This window comes from Caproiciproducens sp. LBM24188 (genome assembly GCF_054130445.1).
In genome coordinates this window covers 495,543-512,323 of the sequence record NZ_CP196862.1, presented here as the reverse complement: position 1 = coordinate 512,323, position 16,781 = coordinate 495,543, and the positions used below count along the sequence as shown (strand labels likewise).

Annotated in this window: 14 protein-coding genes; 3 read left to right on the top strand and 11 right to left on the bottom strand. The window is 52.6% G+C overall.

Annotation, left to right across the window (positions count from 1 at the left end; all coding sequences use genetic code 11):
* Positions 1 to 30: 30 nt before the first annotated feature.
* Positions 31 to 969, top strand: a complete 939-nt coding sequence (gene fba / locus ACSVDI_RS02380) for a class II fructose-1,6-bisphosphate aldolase (protein ID WP_457944423.1) — start codon at positions 31 to 33, stop codon at positions 967 to 969.
* A 233-nt stretch (positions 970 to 1,202) separates the two neighbouring features.
* On the opposite strand, the gene ACSVDI_RS02375 is transcribed toward fba, so the two are convergent.
* Both ACSVDI_RS02375 and ACSVDI_RS02370 read right to left on the bottom strand, forming a co-directional pair.
* Positions 1,203 to 2,210: a GGGtGRT protein gene (locus tag ACSVDI_RS02375; RefSeq protein WP_457944421.1), complete on the bottom strand. Its 1,008-nt coding sequence runs from the start codon at positions 2,208 to 2,210 to the stop codon at positions 1,203 to 1,205.
* Positions 2,211 to 2,239: 29 nt separating this feature from the next.
* Complete coding sequence (locus ACSVDI_RS02370) at positions 2,240 to 2,932, bottom strand: iron-sulfur cluster assembly scaffold protein (protein WP_457944419.1); 693 nt, start codon at positions 2,930 to 2,932, stop codon at positions 2,240 to 2,242.
* 425 nt (positions 2,933 to 3,357) lie between these two features.
* Between ACSVDI_RS02370 and ACSVDI_RS02365 the strand changes: the two genes are divergently transcribed.
* Both ACSVDI_RS02365 and secA read left to right on the top strand, forming a co-directional pair.
* A complete protein-coding gene (locus ACSVDI_RS02365) occupies positions 3,358 to 3,642 on the top strand; it encodes a hypothetical protein (RefSeq protein ID WP_457944418.1) in 285 nt (94 codons plus the stop codon).
* 259 nt (positions 3,643 to 3,901) lie between these two features.
* A complete protein-coding gene (secA, locus tag ACSVDI_RS02360; RefSeq protein ID WP_457944417.1) occupies positions 3,902 to 6,646 on the top strand; it encodes a preprotein translocase subunit SecA in 2,745 nt (914 codons plus the stop codon).
* Between the two features lie 66 nt (positions 6,647 to 6,712).
* Here the strand turns inward: secA and ACSVDI_RS02355 are convergent, their stop codons facing one another.
* From ACSVDI_RS02355 to lepA, 9 genes are all read right to left on the bottom strand, one after another.
* Positions 6,713 to 7,000 (bottom strand): hypothetical protein, encoded by a 288-nt coding sequence (locus ACSVDI_RS02355; RefSeq protein WP_457944416.1) that lies wholly within the window; start codon positions 6,998 to 7,000, stop codon positions 6,713 to 6,715.
* 67 nt (positions 7,001 to 7,067) lie between these two features.
* Positions 7,068 to 7,376: a hypothetical protein gene (locus tag ACSVDI_RS02350; RefSeq protein WP_457944415.1), complete on the bottom strand. Its 309-nt coding sequence runs from the start codon at positions 7,374 to 7,376 to the stop codon at positions 7,068 to 7,070.
* Positions 7,377 to 7,410: 34 nt separating this feature from the next.
* Positions 7,411 to 8,058, bottom strand: a complete 648-nt coding sequence (locus ACSVDI_RS02345) for a glycoside hydrolase family 25 protein (RefSeq protein ID WP_457944413.1) — start codon at positions 8,056 to 8,058, stop codon at positions 7,411 to 7,413.
* A 196-nt stretch (positions 8,059 to 8,254) separates the two neighbouring features.
* Positions 8,255 to 9,391, bottom strand: coding sequence for a molecular chaperone DnaJ (gene dnaJ / locus ACSVDI_RS02340; RefSeq protein ID WP_457944411.1), 1,137 nt, complete (start codon positions 9,389 to 9,391; stop codon positions 8,255 to 8,257).
* Positions 9,392 to 9,535: 144 nt separating this feature from the next.
* The gene (gene dnaK / locus ACSVDI_RS02335; RefSeq protein ID WP_457944410.1) at positions 9,536 to 11,380 is read right to left on the bottom strand and encodes a molecular chaperone DnaK; all 1,845 of its coding nucleotides are present in this window, start codon (positions 11,378 to 11,380) and stop codon (positions 9,536 to 9,538) included.
* 67 nt (positions 11,381 to 11,447) lie between these two features.
* Positions 11,448 to 12,062: a nucleotide exchange factor GrpE gene (gene grpE, locus ACSVDI_RS02330; RefSeq protein ID WP_457944409.1), complete on the bottom strand. Its 615-nt coding sequence runs from the start codon at positions 12,060 to 12,062 to the stop codon at positions 11,448 to 11,450.
* A 15-nt stretch (positions 12,063 to 12,077) separates the two neighbouring features.
* The gene (hrcA, locus tag ACSVDI_RS02325) at positions 12,078 to 13,118 is read right to left on the bottom strand and encodes a heat-inducible transcriptional repressor HrcA (protein WP_457944407.1); all 1,041 of its coding nucleotides are present in this window, start codon (positions 13,116 to 13,118) and stop codon (positions 12,078 to 12,080) included.
* A gap of 323 nt (positions 13,119 to 13,441) precedes the next feature.
* Positions 13,442 to 14,557: a radical SAM family heme chaperone HemW gene (gene hemW / locus ACSVDI_RS02320; protein ID WP_457944406.1), complete on the bottom strand. Its 1,116-nt coding sequence runs from the start codon at positions 14,555 to 14,557 to the stop codon at positions 13,442 to 13,444.
* A 169-nt stretch (positions 14,558 to 14,726) separates the two neighbouring features.
* The gene (gene lepA, locus ACSVDI_RS02315) at positions 14,727 to 16,535 is read right to left on the bottom strand and encodes a translation elongation factor 4 (protein ID WP_457944405.1); all 1,809 of its coding nucleotides are present in this window, start codon (positions 16,533 to 16,535) and stop codon (positions 14,727 to 14,729) included.
* Positions 16,536 to 16,781 lie beyond the last annotated feature (246 nt).

The window sequence follows — 16,781 nt, the reverse complement described above, 5'->3', positions numbered from 1 at the left end:
AAATAGAAAAGACAGGAAGGGGACACCATCATGCCATTAGTAAATACCACTGAAATGTTTAAAAAAGCATATGCTGGCGGCTATGCAATCGGCGCTTTTAACGTGAACAACATGGAAATTGTTCAGGGAATTACAGAGGCCTGCGACGAGCTGAAGGCTCCTGTTATTCTTCAGGTTTCAGCCGGTGCGCGTAAATACGCCAACCACACATTCCTCACTAAACTGGTGGAAGCGGCTGTTATTGAACACCCCGACATTCCAATCGCCCTGCACCTTGACCACGGCGCATCCTATGAGCTCTGCAAGGACTGCATCGACGGCGGCTTCACCTCCGTTATGTTCGACGGTTCTTCCAAGCCTTACGAGGAAAACGTGGAAGAGGCCCGCAAGGTTGTACAATATGCTCACAAATATAATGTAACCGTAGAAGCAGAACTCGGCCAGCTTGCCGGCGTGGAAGACGAAGTTTCCGTCGAAGCCGACAAGGCTAACTACACCGACCCGGCTCAGGTTCAGGACTTTGTCACCCGTACCGGCGTGGACTCCCTGGCAATCGCCATCGGCACCAGCCACGGCGCATACAAGTTCAAACCCGGCCAGAAGCCGCAGCTCCGTTTCGATATTCTGAAAGAAGTTTCCGACCGTCTGCCGGGCTTCCCGATTGTTCTGCACGGCGCTTCCTCCGTTATTCCGGAGTTCGTCGAACTGATTAACAAATACGGCGGCCAGATGCCTGACGCCATTGGCATTCCGGAAGAAATGCTCCGCGAAGCCGCAAAGATGGCCGTCTGCAAGATTAACGTTGACTCCGACCTGCGTCTTGCCATGACCGCTTCCATCCGTAAGTATCTGGCGGAAAATCCGAGCCACTTCGATCCCCGCCAGTACCTCGCTCCTGCCCGTACTGCCATTAAGGAAATGGTCGCACACAAGATCAACACCGTCCTCGGCTGCGCAGGCAAAGCTTAATCATTACCCCAAACACAATTCAGGGGCTGCCAAATGGCAGCCCCTGTTTTTTCTTTATGAAGTACATTCGAATCGACAATAACCCGTAGGAATACAGGCACACCGCCTAAATCGTGTTCTTCCAGTTTCAAAATCCATTTTGCCCGCATAGATGCTGCCGAATCAACCCAAACAAAAAAACAAAGCTGCCCGGAAAATCGGGGCAGCTTTGCCGAAAGGGTTATTGCGAAAACTTATTTGCAGGCTTCGTAAACCGCAACCGCGCAGGCAACGGTGGCGCCAACCATCGGGTTGTTGCCCATGCCGATGAGGCCCATCATTTCCACGTGAGCAGGAACGGAAGAGGAGCCGGCAAACTGTGCGTCGCCATGTACGCGGCCCAGGGAGTCCGTCAGGCCGTAAGAAGCCGGGCCTGCGCCCATGTTATCCGGATGCAGGGTACGGCCGGTGCCGCCGCCGCTTGCAACGGAGAAATACTTCTTGCCGTTTTCGTTGGCCCATTTCTTGTAGGTTCCGGCAACAAGATGCTGGAAACGAACCGGGTTGGTGGAGTTGCCCGTAATGGACACGTCAACGCTTTCGTGCTGCATGATTGCAACGCCTTCGCGCACGTCGTTCGCGCCGTAGCACTTAACCGCTGCACGTTCGCCGTCGGAGAATTTCTTCTCGCCCACAATCTTCAGCTCGTCGTTGAAGAAATCGAATTCAGTCTGTACATAAGTAAAGCCGTTTACACGGGAGATAATATAAGCAGCGTCCTTGCCAAGGCCGTTCAGGATAATGCGGAGCGGCTCTTTGCGGGCGCGGTTTGCCGTACGGGCAATACCAATTGCACCTTCCGCAGCAGCAAAGGATTCGTGGCCTGCGAGGAACGCAAAGCACTTGGTCTCATCACGCAGCAACATCGCACCGAGGTTGCCGTGGCCGAGGCCAACTTTTCTCTGTTCCGCAACGGAACCGGGAATGCAGAATGATTCCAGACCGATACCGATTTTTTCAGCCGCTTCAGCAGCGGATTTCACACCGGTTTTCAGGCCGATTGCGCAGCCGACCGTATAAGCCCAGGAAGCGTTTTCAAACGCGATGGGCTGTACACCCTTCACGATTTTGTCCACATCAATTCCCTTGGAAAGGCAAAGGTCGCGCGCTTCTTCGAGACTGCCAAGGCCATACTCGGCAAGACACTTCTCGATTTTGGCCATTCTTCTTTCTTTTCCTTCAAACATTACATCGTTAGCCATTGAGTGTAGTCCTCCTTTTATGGTCTTGATTATTCTTCACGCGGGTCGATGTACTTCGCCGCGTTGTCGAACCGGCCATACTGACCGATATTCTTTTTATACGCTTCGTCCGGGCTCATGCCGTGACGAATGTCTTCGAGCATTTTGCCCAGCTTTACAAACTGATAGCCGATGACTTCGTTGTTCTCGTCCAGAGCAATCTTAAGTACATAGCCTTCTGCCATTTCCATGTAACGAACGCCTTTTGCAGCGGTGCTGTACATGGTGCCAACCTGGGAACGCAGGCCCTTACCCAGGTCTTCCAGTCCTGCACCGATCGGCAGGCCGTCTTCGGAAAACGCGGTCTGGCTGCGGCCGTAAACGATCTGCTTAAACAGTTCGCGCATCGCAACGTTGATGGCGTCGCACACCAGGTCGGTATTCAGGCATTCCAGAAGGGTTTTGCCCGGCAGAATTTCAGCAGCCATAGCAGCTGAATGGGTCATGCCGGAGCAGCCGATGGTTTCTACCAGTGCTTCCTGCACAATGCCTTCTTTTACATTCAGGGTCAGCTTGCATGCGCCCTGCTGGGGTGCACACCAGCCTACGCCATGTGTCAGGCCGGAAATGTCTTTGATGTCATAGGCTTTTACCCATTTTCCCTCTTCCGGGATCGGTGCGGGGCCGTGCTTTGGTCCCTTGGTTACAGTACACATTTTTTCCACTTCAGCGGAATAGTTCATATCGGTACTCCTTTCGGTTTCAATGTCCTTTGGCTTTTCCACCAACCAAACATACTCGGTTTATTATAGTGCATTTTGACATTCTTCGCAATAGGTCTGAAAAACATAATTAAAAAATTAACAAGTCCGGAAATTCCCCATAAAGATGCAGAAATTTCCATGCTGCTTCCACCGGATTTTACCCGGAATCCGTGTTTCCTTCGTAAATACCGGAACCATGCTTAAAAAGCGTTTCGCAGCACCCGGAAAAGTACGCAATCGGTGGCAGGAATGTTCGTGAATTCCGGTTTCCCACCTCCACAGTATAGTAAACAGTATAATAATAATATTTTATGGAAGAATATTTAATTTTTTATATTGTCGAAAATGGAAAAATATAGTATAATGTGTAACAACCTTAAATTATCCTTAATGAGGAAAAGAACATGGAAAACAATCAAACCCCCAACCAGGTCCAGTATCCCCAGCCAATGGCGAATGACCGCCCGCTCAGCATCGGCGAGTACATTGTCATGATGATTGTCGGTGCAATCCCGTTGGTCGGTCTGATCATGATGTTCGTGTGGGGCTTCAGCGGCAACTCCAACACAAACCGTAAAAACTATGCGCGTGCTATGTTGATTATGATGGCAATCGGCATTGTTCTCAGCATCATCTTTAGTGCCAGCATCATGGCGGCGCTCGGCTCCATCGCGGCCGCAGGTCGTTAATCTTCGTAATATCTCATCATTGGGCGGCGGAGGACAATCCGCCGCCCTTCTTTTTTAGAAAAGCGCATTGTTCATGAAATATTTCTTTTTTTTTAAGTCTTGCTATGATATAATTTGTATTGATTGTAATACTAAATTCCTAAAAGAAATAAACCTTTTCATACCGGATTCCGTATGAAAACGTTCGGCAACCGCCGGATTCCTCTGTCGCTGCCGAAAACTTGAAAATGAATAAGATTGAAATTCTGAGGTGACTTTCATGGCTAAAAATATACTCTCCGCGTTTTTCGGCAACTACAGTAAACGGGAGCTGAAACGCATTCAGCCCATCTGCGACGCGGTGCTTGCACTGGAAGATCAGTATAAAAGCATGAGCGACGAAGAGCTGAAAGCTCAGACCCCCGCGCTGAAGGAACGCCTTGCCGACGGGGCAACATTGGACGACATCCTTCCCGAAGCGTTCGCAGTCTGCCGCGAGGCATCCGCCCGTGTGCTGGGCATGCGTCATTTCCCGGTTCAGGTCATCGGCGGCATCGTGCTCCATCAGGGGCGCATCGCCGAAATGAAAACCGGTGAAGGTAAAACGCTGGTTGCTACGCTGCCTGCTTATTTGAACGCGCTTTCCGGCAACGGCGTGCATGTGGTTACCGTCAATGATTACCTTGCCCGCCGCGACTCCGAATGGATGGGTAAAATCTTCCGTTTTCTGGGTCTGAACGTCGGTCTGATTGTACATGACCTGGAAAATGAGGACCGCAAAAAGGCCTATGCGGCCGATATTACCTACGGCACCAACAACGAGTTCGGCTTTGACTACCTGCGCGACAACATGGTGATCTATAAAGAGGACAAGGTGCAGCGTGGCCACAATTATGCCATCGTGGACGAAGTGGACTCCATCCTCATCGATGAAGCTCGAACCCCGCTCATTATTTCCGGGCAGGGTGACAAATCCACCGAGCTTTACACCATTGCCGACCATTTTGCAAAGTCGCTCCGCATGGTCCGCGTTGCTGAACTGAACGAAAAGGAAGACAACGACGAACTGTACAAGGACGCCGACTATATCGTAGATGAAAAGGCGAAAACAGCCACACTGACCCCGTCAGGCGTAAAAAAGGCGGAGGAATACTTCCACCTGGAAAACCTGATGGACGCGGATAACCTGACCATCCAGCACCACATCAACCAGGCCATCAAGGCAAATGGTGTCATGCGCAACGATATTGACTATGTGGTCAAGGACGGCGAAGTCATCATTGTGGATGAGTTTACCGGCCGTCTGATGTACGGCCGCCGTTACAACGAAGGCCTGCATCAGGCTATCGAAGCCAAGGAAGGCGTAAAGGTCGCGCACGAAAGCAAAACGCTCGCCACCATTACCTTCCAGAACTACTTCCGCCTCTACTCCAAGCTTTCCGGTATGACCGGTACCGCAAAAACGGAAGAGGCCGAATTCAACGAAATCTATAAGCTCGACATCATCGAGATTCCGACCAACAAGCCGATGATCCGCAAGGATTTGCCGGATGTGGTCTATAAAACCGAAAAAGCAAAATTCAATGCTGTAATCGACGATATTCTGGAACACCACGAAAAGGGCCAGCCGGTTCTGGTGGGCACCATTTCCATTGAAAAATCCGAGGAACTCAGCGCCCTGCTGCGCCGCCGCGGCATCAAGCACGAGGTTCTGAACGCCAAGTATCACGAAAAGGAAGCGGAAATCATCGCACAGGCGGGCCGTAAAGGTGCGGTCACCATTGCGACGAACATGGCCGGCCGTGGTACCGACATCATGCTGGGCGGCAACAGCGAATACATGGCGAAAACGGAAATGCGCCGCATGCAGTTCTCTGAAGAACTGATCAGCGAGGCAACCGCCTATTCTGAAACAACGGATGAGGAAATTTTAAACGCCCGCAAGGTTTTTGCGGAACTAGACCAAAAATATCGGGAACAGATTAAAGAGGAAGCGGAAGAAGTCAAAGCGGCCGGCGGACTTTACATCATTGGCACCGAACGCCATGAATCCCGCCGAATCGACAATCAGCTGCGCGGCCGTGCCGGCCGTCAGGGCGACCCAGGCATGAGCCGCTTCTACATCTCCTTGGAAGACGACCTAATGCGCCTGTTCGGCGGCGACCGCATCAATGCGCTGATGGAACGCCTCAACGTGGATGAGAACACGCCGATTGAAAACAAGATGCTGACCAACACCATTGAAAGCGCCCAGCGCAAGATTGAAGGCCGCAACTTCGGCATCCGTAAAAACGTTCTGCAGTACGACGACGTCATGAACCGCCAGCGTGAAATCATTTACAGCCAGCGCGACCAGGTTCTGAACGGAGAAAATATCAAAGAGCAGATTCTGAAAATGATTGAACAGGCGGTAGACGCCCAGGTTAAGCAGTATCTGCCGGAAAACACCCTGCATGACGACTGGAACATGAACGGCCTGCGCGACCACTACATGGGATGGCTGATTACACAGGATGATTTGGTTTATTCTGCCGACGAGCTGGAACGACTGGAACCGGAATTTGTAAAGAATGAGCTGGTCGAAAAGGCGACCGCACTCTATGAAGCGCGTGAGAAGATGTTCGGCGAAGAAATCATGCGCGAACTGGAGCGCGTGGTTCTGCTGAAAAACGTGGACACTGAATGGATGGATCACATCGACGCTATGGAAGAGCTCAAACGCGGCATCAACCTGCGCGCCTACGGTCAGCATGACCCGGTTGTGGAATACCGTCTGGAAGGCTTCGACATGTTTGATCAAATGATTGCCACCATCCGCGAAAACACCGCGCGTATGATGCTCACCGTACAAATCCGCACACAGGAAGAGCCAAAGCGTGAGCAGGTTGCCACCCCGACCGCCACCAGTGCGGACGGAACCGACACTCCTCGGACAGTCCACAAGGGCAAGAAGCCGGGCCGCAACGACCCGTGCCCCTGCGGAAGCGGTAAAAAATACAAGAAGTGCTGCGGCAGGGATGACTAAGTCTTTCATTCCTCCAGCACCTCTCACATAAAAATAAGCCGTCGGAAATGTTCCGACGGCTTGTTTTTATGCCGCTTTCTCTTTGGCTGCACCGACTGCTTTAATCAGATCAAACACATAGTTGCTGCCCCGGCTGACCAGAATTCCCGTAAGGATGCAACCCAGGAATGGGATGTTAGTTTTTAGACCGGCCATAGCCATCACATCCACCCCATAAGCACAGGTGGTCAGCACGCCGATGACAATGGAAATCACCATTTCCCACTTAATATGGCCCTTCACAAAGAATTCCTTTACATAGGTAATGATTCCTTCCAGAATAATCGCCAGAAAAATCAGCCCGAAGTAATCCATAAAATCAACCGTCCTTTCGCTTCATGCATTGGTGTTACCCAGTTTGCCTCAGCCCAACCATCGAGGTTCAGGTCCCCAAAATCAGCTTCATCGCGGTAGCGGTCACTGCACCGGTCACCCCCGCCAACAGGTAATTCACCAGCTGGTTCCACCGGGAACCGGCCACGCTTTCCAGCGCACCGATGCGGCGGTCGTGGCTGGTGAGTTTTTCCTCATGATTTTTCAGGATTTCGCCCATTTTAATATTGAGCTCCGCCAGCCTGCGGCTGCGCTCCTCTTCTTCCTCCTGCCGCAGCTCCAGCTTTTCAATGTCCCTGCGGTCACGCTGAAACCGTTCGTCCAGGCGCTTTTGGCGCTCATTCTCCACTTCGTTCATAGAACCTCCTTTCCCGGGCTCCAAAGTTTCCGGTTCACGTTTTGGAACTGCCTTTCCGGGGAAATCCGTTCAGCCCCTTAGAGGCCATGATGGCCGGATAATCCCGGTAGGCAATGTCCAGGTCTACTCTTCCGCTGACGCCGTTCACCCTGCCCGTGCTGGAATACTGCCACATGCCGATTCCGTCCACGCCGGGTTTCTGCGCATAGTGCGCCAACCAAAGGTCGAACCGGTTCAGCTGCTTTCGATCCAGTCGATTTTTCAGCCAGTCCGGGTTCGTGTACAGGCACACATAATAACCGGCGCGCTCGACCTTACCGCAAAAGGCAGCCGCAATTTCCGTCAGGGTTTTCCGGCCCAAATTTGCCTGTGACGTGTCCTCCAGGTCAAACGCCACCGGGTAGGCAAACTTGCACCCTTTGACGATGCTCAGGAAAAAATCCGCTTCCAGTTCCGCGTCGTGCGGAGTTTTCGCGTAACTATAATGATACGCTCCGCATGGAAGGCCGGCTTTTACCGCGCCGGTGTAATTGCGGCGGAAATTCGGGTCGGTCTGCACGTTCCGGTTTTCCCATCCGTATCCGGCGCGGATCATCACGAATTCAATGCCGGATTTTTTCACCTTCTCAAAATCAACCGTCCCCTGATAACGGGAAATATCCATTCCTTTGTGAATGCCCATCTTGTTCCTCCTATATTGAATATGCTTTCAACATAGAGAAAAAGAAGGTGATTTTTTTCCCTTTGCAGGCTAACAAAGAAAAAGAGACCCCTGCAAAATGGATGTTTCCACTTAGCAGGGATCTCGTTCCGTTTGGGCTGTGCTGACGAATCCCGTTTGCAGCAGCCCTTATTCTATTTTTCGAAACCGATACGGTTTACTCACCAAACATGTTTTTCAGCTTGTCAAAAAAGCCCTTGCGCTTCTGGTAGTTTTTCTCCCCGGTTGCGCTGTCGAACTCCTTCAGAATTTCCTTCTGTCGGTCGGTCAAATTCTTCGGCACTTCAATGGTAATGCGCACATATTGGTCACCGCGGCCGCGCCCGCTCAGGCGCGGGATTCCTTTGCCCTTCAGCTTGAACACATCGCCCGGCTGCGTACCCTCGTGGATTGCATAGCTGACCTTGCCGTCAATCGTAGGCACCACAACCTCTGCGCCAAGCGCCGCCTGGCTGAACGTAATCGGCATTTCGCACCACACGTCAACGCCGCGGCGTTCAAAAATCGGGTGCGGCCGAACGTTGATATAAACGTGCAAATCGCCGCTGGGGCCACCGTTGGTACCGGCATTGCCCTGTCCGCCAACGTTCAGAACCTGGTCGTTGTCAATGCCTGCCGGTATGTTGATTTCAATCGTCTTTTTCTTGCGCACCTTGCCGGATCCCCCGCATGTATGGCAGGGGGTGTCGATGACACGGCCGGAGCCGCCGCAGCGGTTACAGGTCCGCGCGGTCTGCACCACGCCGAACGGTGTCCGCTGACTGATGCGCACCTGGCCGGTGCCGCCGCACTGCGGGCACGTTTTGGCGGAGGTTCCGCGCTGCGCGCCGCTGCCGCCGCAATCCGAACAATCGTCAATCCGGTCAAAGGAAATCGTCTTGCTGCAGCCTTTTGCCGCTTCCTCAAAACTGATGTTAACTGTCGTTTCGGTGTCACCGCCGCGGCGCGGAGCGTTCGGATTGACTGTCCGGCCGCCGCCAAAGCCGCCGAAAAAGCTATTGAAAATATCACCGAGGTCAATATCGCCTGTAAATGGACTACCCCCGGCCCCGCCGCCGAAGTTCGGGTCAACACCGGCATGACCGAACTGGTCATAACGCGCTTTCTTGTCCTTATCGGAAAGCACCTCATAGGCCTCGTTGATTTCTTTAAACTTCGCTTCGGCTTCCTTATCCCCCGGGTTCAGGTCGGGGTGATACTTTTTGGCCAGCTTCCGGTACGCCTTTTTTATTTCATCGTCGGTGGCGTTTCTCGGCACACCCATGACCTCGTAATAATCCCTTTTATCAGCCAAACCAAATCACTCCTAATAACAATGAACGATCCATACCCATAATGAAGAACGGGCCGGGAACGGAATCCATTATAACAGCGATGGGCAAATAAAGCAATCGCCGTATCCGGATTCCGTCCCCATGCCCTTATTCACCGATAAGGATTATTTCTTATCGTCGTCCACTTCTTTATATTCCGCGTTGTACACCGGGTTGCCGTTCGCGTCTTGAGCCGGTCCCGCTGCCGGTCCCTGCTGAGGAGCGGCGCCCTGCGGTGCGGCCGCCTGATACAGCTTCTCGCTGACCGCGTACATTGCCTTCTGGAGTTCCTCAGTTTTTGCGGTTACATCGCTGATGTTGTTTGCGGAAATTGCTTCCTTCAGGGAGGCAACCTTCGCGTTCAGGTCCGTCTTTTCGGATTCCGAAATCTTGTCGCCGTTTTCATTAATCAGCTTTTCCACCGCATAGCAAAGGTTTTCTGCTTCGTTCTTCTTTTCAACTTCCTCACGGCGCTTCTTATCCTCTGCGGCATAACGCTCCGCGTCCTTCACGGCCTTATCAATATCTTCCTTGCTCATGTTAGAGCTGGAGGTAATGGTAATCTTCTGTTCCTTGCCCGTGCCAAGGTCTTTTGCAGACACGTTAACAATGCCGTTGGCATCAATATCAAACGTAACCTCAATCTGGGGAATGCCGCGCGGTGCCGGGGCAATGCCGTCCAAACGGAACAAACCGAGCTGCTTGTTGTCGCGTGCAAATTCGCGTTCGCCCTGCAGAACGTTAACCTCAACCTGGGTCTGGCCGTCCGCCGCCGTAGAGAAAATCTGGCTCTTCTTGGTCGGAATGGTGGTGTTGCGCTCAATAATCTTGGTCATTACGCCGCCCATGGTTTCCACACCGAGGGAAAGCGGAGTAACGTCGAGCAGCAGCAGCCCTTCCACTTCGCCGCCGAGCACGCCGGCCTGCAGCGCAGCACCGATGGCAACACATTCATCCGGGTTAATACCCTTGAACGGTTCTTTCCCAGTAAACTTTTTCACGGCTTCCTGAACCGCCGGAATTCTGGAGGAGCCGCCAACCAGCAGCACCTTGTTGATTTCATCAATCTTCAGGCCGGAGTCGGAAAGTGCCTGACGAACCGGGCCCATGGTCATTTCCACCAGGTCGGCAGTCAGTTCGTTGAACTTCGCCCGGGTGAGGGTCAGGTCAAGATGCTTCGGTCCGGTCGCGTCCGCCGTAATGAACGGCAGGTTGATTGCGCTGGAAGTCATGCCGGAAAGCTCAATCTTCGCTTTTTCAGCAGCTTCCTTCAAGCGCTGCATGGCCATTTTATCGCCGCTCAGGTCAATGCCGGTTTCCTGCTTAAAGGAGGAAATCATCCAGTCCATAATACGCTTGTCGAAGTCATCGCCGCCCAAGCGGTTGTTGCCCGCTGTGGCAAGCACTTCCTGCACTCCGTCGCCCATTTCAATGATGGACACATCGAAGGTGCCGCCGCCAAGGTCGTACACCATAATTTTCTGCTCTTCACCCTTGTCGATACCGTAGGAAAGGGCCGCTGCCGTCGGTTCGTTGATGATACGCTTGACGTCCAGTCCGGCAATCTTACCAGCATCCTTAGTTGCCTGGCGCTGTGCGTCGGTGAAGTAAGCCGGAACCGTAATAACGGCGGAAGTTACCGGTTCGCCAAGGTATGCTTCCGCGTCGGTCTTCAGCTTCTGCAGAATCATAGCAGAAATCTCTTGAGGAGTATAGTTCTTATCGTCAATCTTTACCTTGTAATTGGAGCCCATCTCTCTCTTAATGGAAATGACTGTGCGCTCCGGGTTCGTAATTGCCTGGCGCTTTGCAACCTGGCCGACCATGCGCTCGCCGGTTTTGGAAAAAGCCACAACAGATGGGGTGGTTCTCGCACCTTCCGCATTAGGAATAACGACCGGTTCGCCGCCTTCAATAACAGCCACACAAGAATTGGTAGTGCCTAAGTCAATGCCTATTGTCTTTGACATAATGATTACCTCCAGCAAAATTCATTTACATTACAATCGCTACGAATTTTAAGATTCAGCTTCTGAGTTAGTTTGCCACCTGCACCATTGCGTGCCGAATGACCCTGTCCTCAATTTTATATCCTTTTTGGAACACCTGCGTAATGGTGTTTTCCCCAACGTTCTCATCCTCTATGTGGGAAACCGCATTGTGCAGGTCGGGATTAAAGGGTTCGCCTTCCGCCCCCATTTCCGCCACACCGAGTTTTTTCAGCGCATTTTGCATCTGGGTAAGAACCATTTCCACGCCCTTTCGCAAGTCTTCGACGGAACAGTCAGGCTGAGCAAGCGCGCGCTCTAGATTATCCGCCACCGGAAGGAACTCCGCTACCGTTGCGGCGGTTGCATCCAGGTACAGCATGGATTTCTCGCGCTCGGTACGCTTGCGGTAATTGTCATATTCCGCAGCCGTGCGCAAAAAGCGGTCTTTCTGCTGCTTTAATTCCTCCTGGGCCTTTGCCAGAAGCGTCTGTGCGTCATCCGGTTCCGGCGCTTCCTGCGGGGCGGCGTCCTGGTTCTGAGCCGCTTCATCCGTTTCCGGCTGCTGTGTTTCGTTCTTCTGTTCGTTGGTTGTTTCGTTTTCCTGCTCGTTAGTCGGCTCGTTGGTCTGTTCGTTTCTCTGCTTGTTTTCCTGATCGCTCAAGATAAACAGCCTCCTTTATTCCGAATCCATAAGCTCCGTCAGCATTCTTCCCACGGAGTTGGAAAGGTATTCTATATTGGAAATGATTCTGCTGTAATTCATACGCGTCGGCCCAATGATGGCCAGCGCACCGGCGTCTTTTCCGCCTACGGCATAACGGGAAACCACCACGCTGGAACCGCTCAGCTCTGGTTGGTCGGTTTCTTCCCCAATCAGCACCCGGACGTTGTTTGCCGGTTTCATCAGCATCCGCGAAAGCTCCTGCGGGCGGGAAAGAAAATCCATAATGCGGCGAAGCTCATCCTGACTGAACTCACGGTAAAACAGAAGATTCATTTCACCGTCCGTCAGCACCTCGGCCTGCATGGCATCCTGCGCCACATCCAGCAGCGCCATCAGCGGGGAACTCATCAGCATGGACATGTCCCCAAGGGACACGGCCAAAGACTGAATGTACGCCGGGGTAACCGTGGAAACAGGAAGTCCCACCAGCCTTTCGTTCAGCACGCGGTAAAACACACGGAGAATATCCGGGGTTAAATCAAAGTCACAGTGAAACACACGGCTTTTCATGGTTCCCGCGGAGGTCATTAAAATCACCATCGCGGTGCGCCGGCTGGTCTGCACAAACTGAATGGCGCGAATTTCGGCCTCACCGCTGCTTGGCGTAATGGAAACCGCAGCAAACCGGGTCATCCCGGCAAGCGCCCGCGCGACCCCATCCAGCAGCTTTTGCGGGTCATAGGCGCTCGGAAGCAGCAGACTGTCGATATACCTCTGTTCCTCGCTGGAAAGCGGCCGGCGTTTCATCAGCGTGTCGATATAAAGGCGATAGCCTTTGTGGGACGGCACGCGTCCCGCCGAAGTGTGTGGCTGGTCGAGCAGCCCCATTTCGGAAAGTTCGCTCAGTTCATTTCGCACCGTCGCGGAAGAAACGGAAAAATCAAGAATATCGCAGATTGCCTTGGAACCCACCGGTTCCCCTGTAGAAACATAGAGGTCAATCACAGCCGCCAATATTTTCTGCTTTCTTGTGCTTAGCTGCAATCTTCTCACCTCGTTTCAGCTTTAGCACTCTTTATATGTGAGTGCTAACTCTTGATACTAATTTACCATTCCCAAGCGCTAATGTCAATATAATATTTGTAAACTAATTGTGAAATCGCAATAAAAGCGCGCCATATATGTCATATTTGGCGCTCCGTGTTTTATGGTATGTGATTGAAAAGCGATTATGCGAAGCGCGGCACGTTCGTTTTTGCGTTTTAGAACCGTCCGCTGTTCGCCAAATTTTGTTTCTATAATTTTAAAAATCCGTAGCCATCATCTACTTTATAAAGGGCGAAAGAATAAAAAGTATAGAAGTTTTGCGTCAAGAGTCAGTTCCCAAACAGCAACTCCGCAATCAGGGTGTTGGACACCAAAAAGCCGTTCCTGGTCAGGCGGAACCCGTCCGGGGTTGGGGCGGTCAGTCCGGCGCGCTCATATTTTTTCGCGGTTTTCCGCATGGATACGGGAATTCCGGAACCAAACCGTTCCCGGCAGCCGCGCTCGGTCAGCCCTTCCGAAAGACGCAGAGCCAGCATGGCGTATTCTTCAAAGCCGCCGCCTTCCCCGTCCGTTTTCGGTTTTCCTCCGTTTAGAAAGTCGAGCAGGCTGCGTTCGTAATAAAACCGGTTCCCATTCAGGAACGAATGCGCGGCCGGACCGATTCCAAGGTATTCTTCGCAGTGCCAATATTTTAGGTTGTGTCTGCTTTCAAACCCCGGCACCGCAAAATTAGAAATTTCATACTGTAAAAATCCAAGCCGTTCCAATTCTTCGCATGCGCAAAGGTACAGTTCCCCGGCGGTATCGTCGTCGGGCAAGGCGAGTTGTTCCCGCTGTTTTGCGTAGGCGGTATGCGGTTCAATTTTCAGCAAATATGCAGAAATATGCTGAACCCCGGTGTCCGCACAAAATTGAATGGAACGCTTCAGGCTTTCCATCGTCTGGTTCGGTGTGGCAATCATCAAATCAAGCGAAATATTGGTGAAGCCCGCTTTCTGCGCGTCCCGCACCGCCTGTTCCGCCTGCCGCGCAGTGTGCCTGCGCCCCAGCAGGTGCAATTCCTCCTCCACCGCAGACTGCATACCAATGGAAAGGCGGTTCACTCCGGCATCGTGAACCGCCCTGAAAAATTCGCTCAAATCCGCCGCTGGATTGGCCTCCAGCGTAATTTCGGCATCTTCCAGCCCAAAGCACTCCTGTGCGGTCCGCACAATGGAACGGATTCGCGCCGCACCCAACAGGCTGGGCGTACCGCCGCCGAAATAAAGGGTGTCCGCCCTACGATTCAGCTGCTTTCCATAGGATAATATGGAGGAAATTATACTATTTGTATATTGTTCCATACGTTCTTCGGTTCCACGCATGGAGTAAAAATCGCAGTACGGGCATTTTCCGTCGCAGAACGGAACATGAATGTAAAGGCCTATCTTTTTTTCTTTTTCCATAGAACCCCCCGAATCCGTGAACAGTGAAAAAGCAAACCGTTTGTTGTACACATTCGACTCATAGAAAAACCTCAGGGACTAAATTTCACAGCCGCGTGCGTAAGCGCGCGGCTGCAACTTGTTCACGGTTCATTGTTCTCTGTTCATGGACGAGTGACTTTTCCGAAAGTTACTCGTCCAGCTTCAGCACGCTCATAAACGCCTCCTGCGGCACTTCTACAGTGCCAAGCTGGCGCATGCGCTTCTTGCCTTCCTTCTGCTTTTCGAGCAGCTTCTTCTTTCGCGTAATGTCGCCGCCATAACACTTGGCCAAAACGTCCTTGCGCAGCGCTTTCACCGTTTCGCGGGCAATAATGCGTCCGCCAATGCACGCCTGAATCGGCACCTCGAACAGCTGGCGCGGAATCTTTTCTGCCAGCTTCTCCGCCATCTTGCGCGCGCGTGAATAGGCCTTGTCCTCGTGAATAATAAACGAGAGCGCGTCCACCACATCGCCGTTGAGCATAATGTCCAGCTTCACCAAACGGCTCTTCTGGTATCCACTCAGTTCGTAGTCAAACGAGGCGTAGCCGCGCGTGCGGGACTTCAGTGCATCGAAAAAGTCATAGATGATTTCGTTCAGCGGAAGTTCGTAATGGATGTCTACGCGGTCGGTATCAATGTATTTCATATCACGGAATACGCCGCGGCGATCCTGACAAAGCTCCATGATATTGCCGACGTATTCGCTTGGCGAATAGATGTGTGCGCTCGCCATCGGTTCCTCCGCCTGTGCAATCTGCGACGGATCGGGGTAGTTGGAGGGGTTATCAATCATCAGGACTTCCCCGGTGGTTTTAGTAATTCGGTAAATAACGCTTGGCGCGGTGGTGACCAGGTCCAGGTTGTACTCCCGTTCCAGGCGTTCCTGAATCACCTCCATATGCAGCAGCCCCAAAAAGCCGCAGCGGAAGCCGAAGCCCAGCGCAACCGAAGTTTCCGGCTCATAGGATAGCGCAGCGTCGTTCAGCTGCAGCTTTTCCAGAGCGTCGCGCAGGTCGGGATAATTCGCCCCGTCCGCGGGGTAAATACCGCAGAACACCATTGGCTGCACAGAGCGGTAGCCGGGCAGGGGCTCCTTGGCCGGATTTTCCGCCAGCGTGACCGTGTCGCCCACGCGCGCGTCACGAACCGTCTTGATGGAAGCCGCAATATAGCCGACCTCCCCGGCGCTCAGGCCGTCGCTTGGCTCCAACCGGGTTGCGCGGCCATAGCCGCACTCTACCACGGTAAACTCCGCGCCCGTCGCCATCATCCGGATTACGTCACCCGGGTGAACCTGCCCGTCGCGCAGACGGACATGGATAATGACACCCTTATACATATCATAATAGGAATCGAAAATCAGCGCCTTCAGCGGAGCGTTTTCGTCACCTTCCGGCGGCGGTACGTTTTTCACGATCTGCTCCATCACCTGGTCGATATTAATGCCCATTTTTGCCGAAATACACGGTGCTTCATCCGCCGGAATCCCGATGACGTCCTCGATTTCCGCGCGAACCTTGTCCGGCTGCGCACTGGGCAGATCAATTTTATTAATAACCGGAACAATTTCCAGCCCCGCGTCCACGGCAAGGTACGTGTTGGCCAGCGTCTGCGCCTCAATGCCCTGCGTTGCGTCCACAACCAGCACTGCACCCTCACACGCGGCGAGCGAGCGGGAAACCTCGTAGTTAAAGTCCACGTGGCCGGGCGTGTCAATCAGGTTGAACACATAATCGTTTCCGTCCTTCGCGTGGTACACCAACGTAACCGCGTGCGCCTTAATGGTAATGCCGCGCTCGCGTTCCAAATCCATATCGTCCAGAATCTGATTTTCCATATCGCGCAGCGCAACCGCCTGGGTCTGCTCCAGAATCCGGTCCGCCAGCGTGCTTTTTCCGTGGTCAATGTGCGCAATAATGCTGAAATTGCGCAGTTTATCGCGTGATACCGACAAATTGATCACCTAATCCTTATCTTGTTAAAATAAACAGCAAATGAGAAAACAGGCAAAATAATTCACCCGTAGTTGAAAAGGAGCCTCCATAGTCCAATCATTCCCTGACCGCAGAAGTCCCAGGCTGCAGAAATTGCGGCGCCTTTGGCGCGGAGGCACCGCGTGCCGAACAGCAATTTCCGAAAGTCCAATCAGCCCTGCTGATTGGACTATTATACCATACCGCTTTCGCAAAAAACAGAGGGT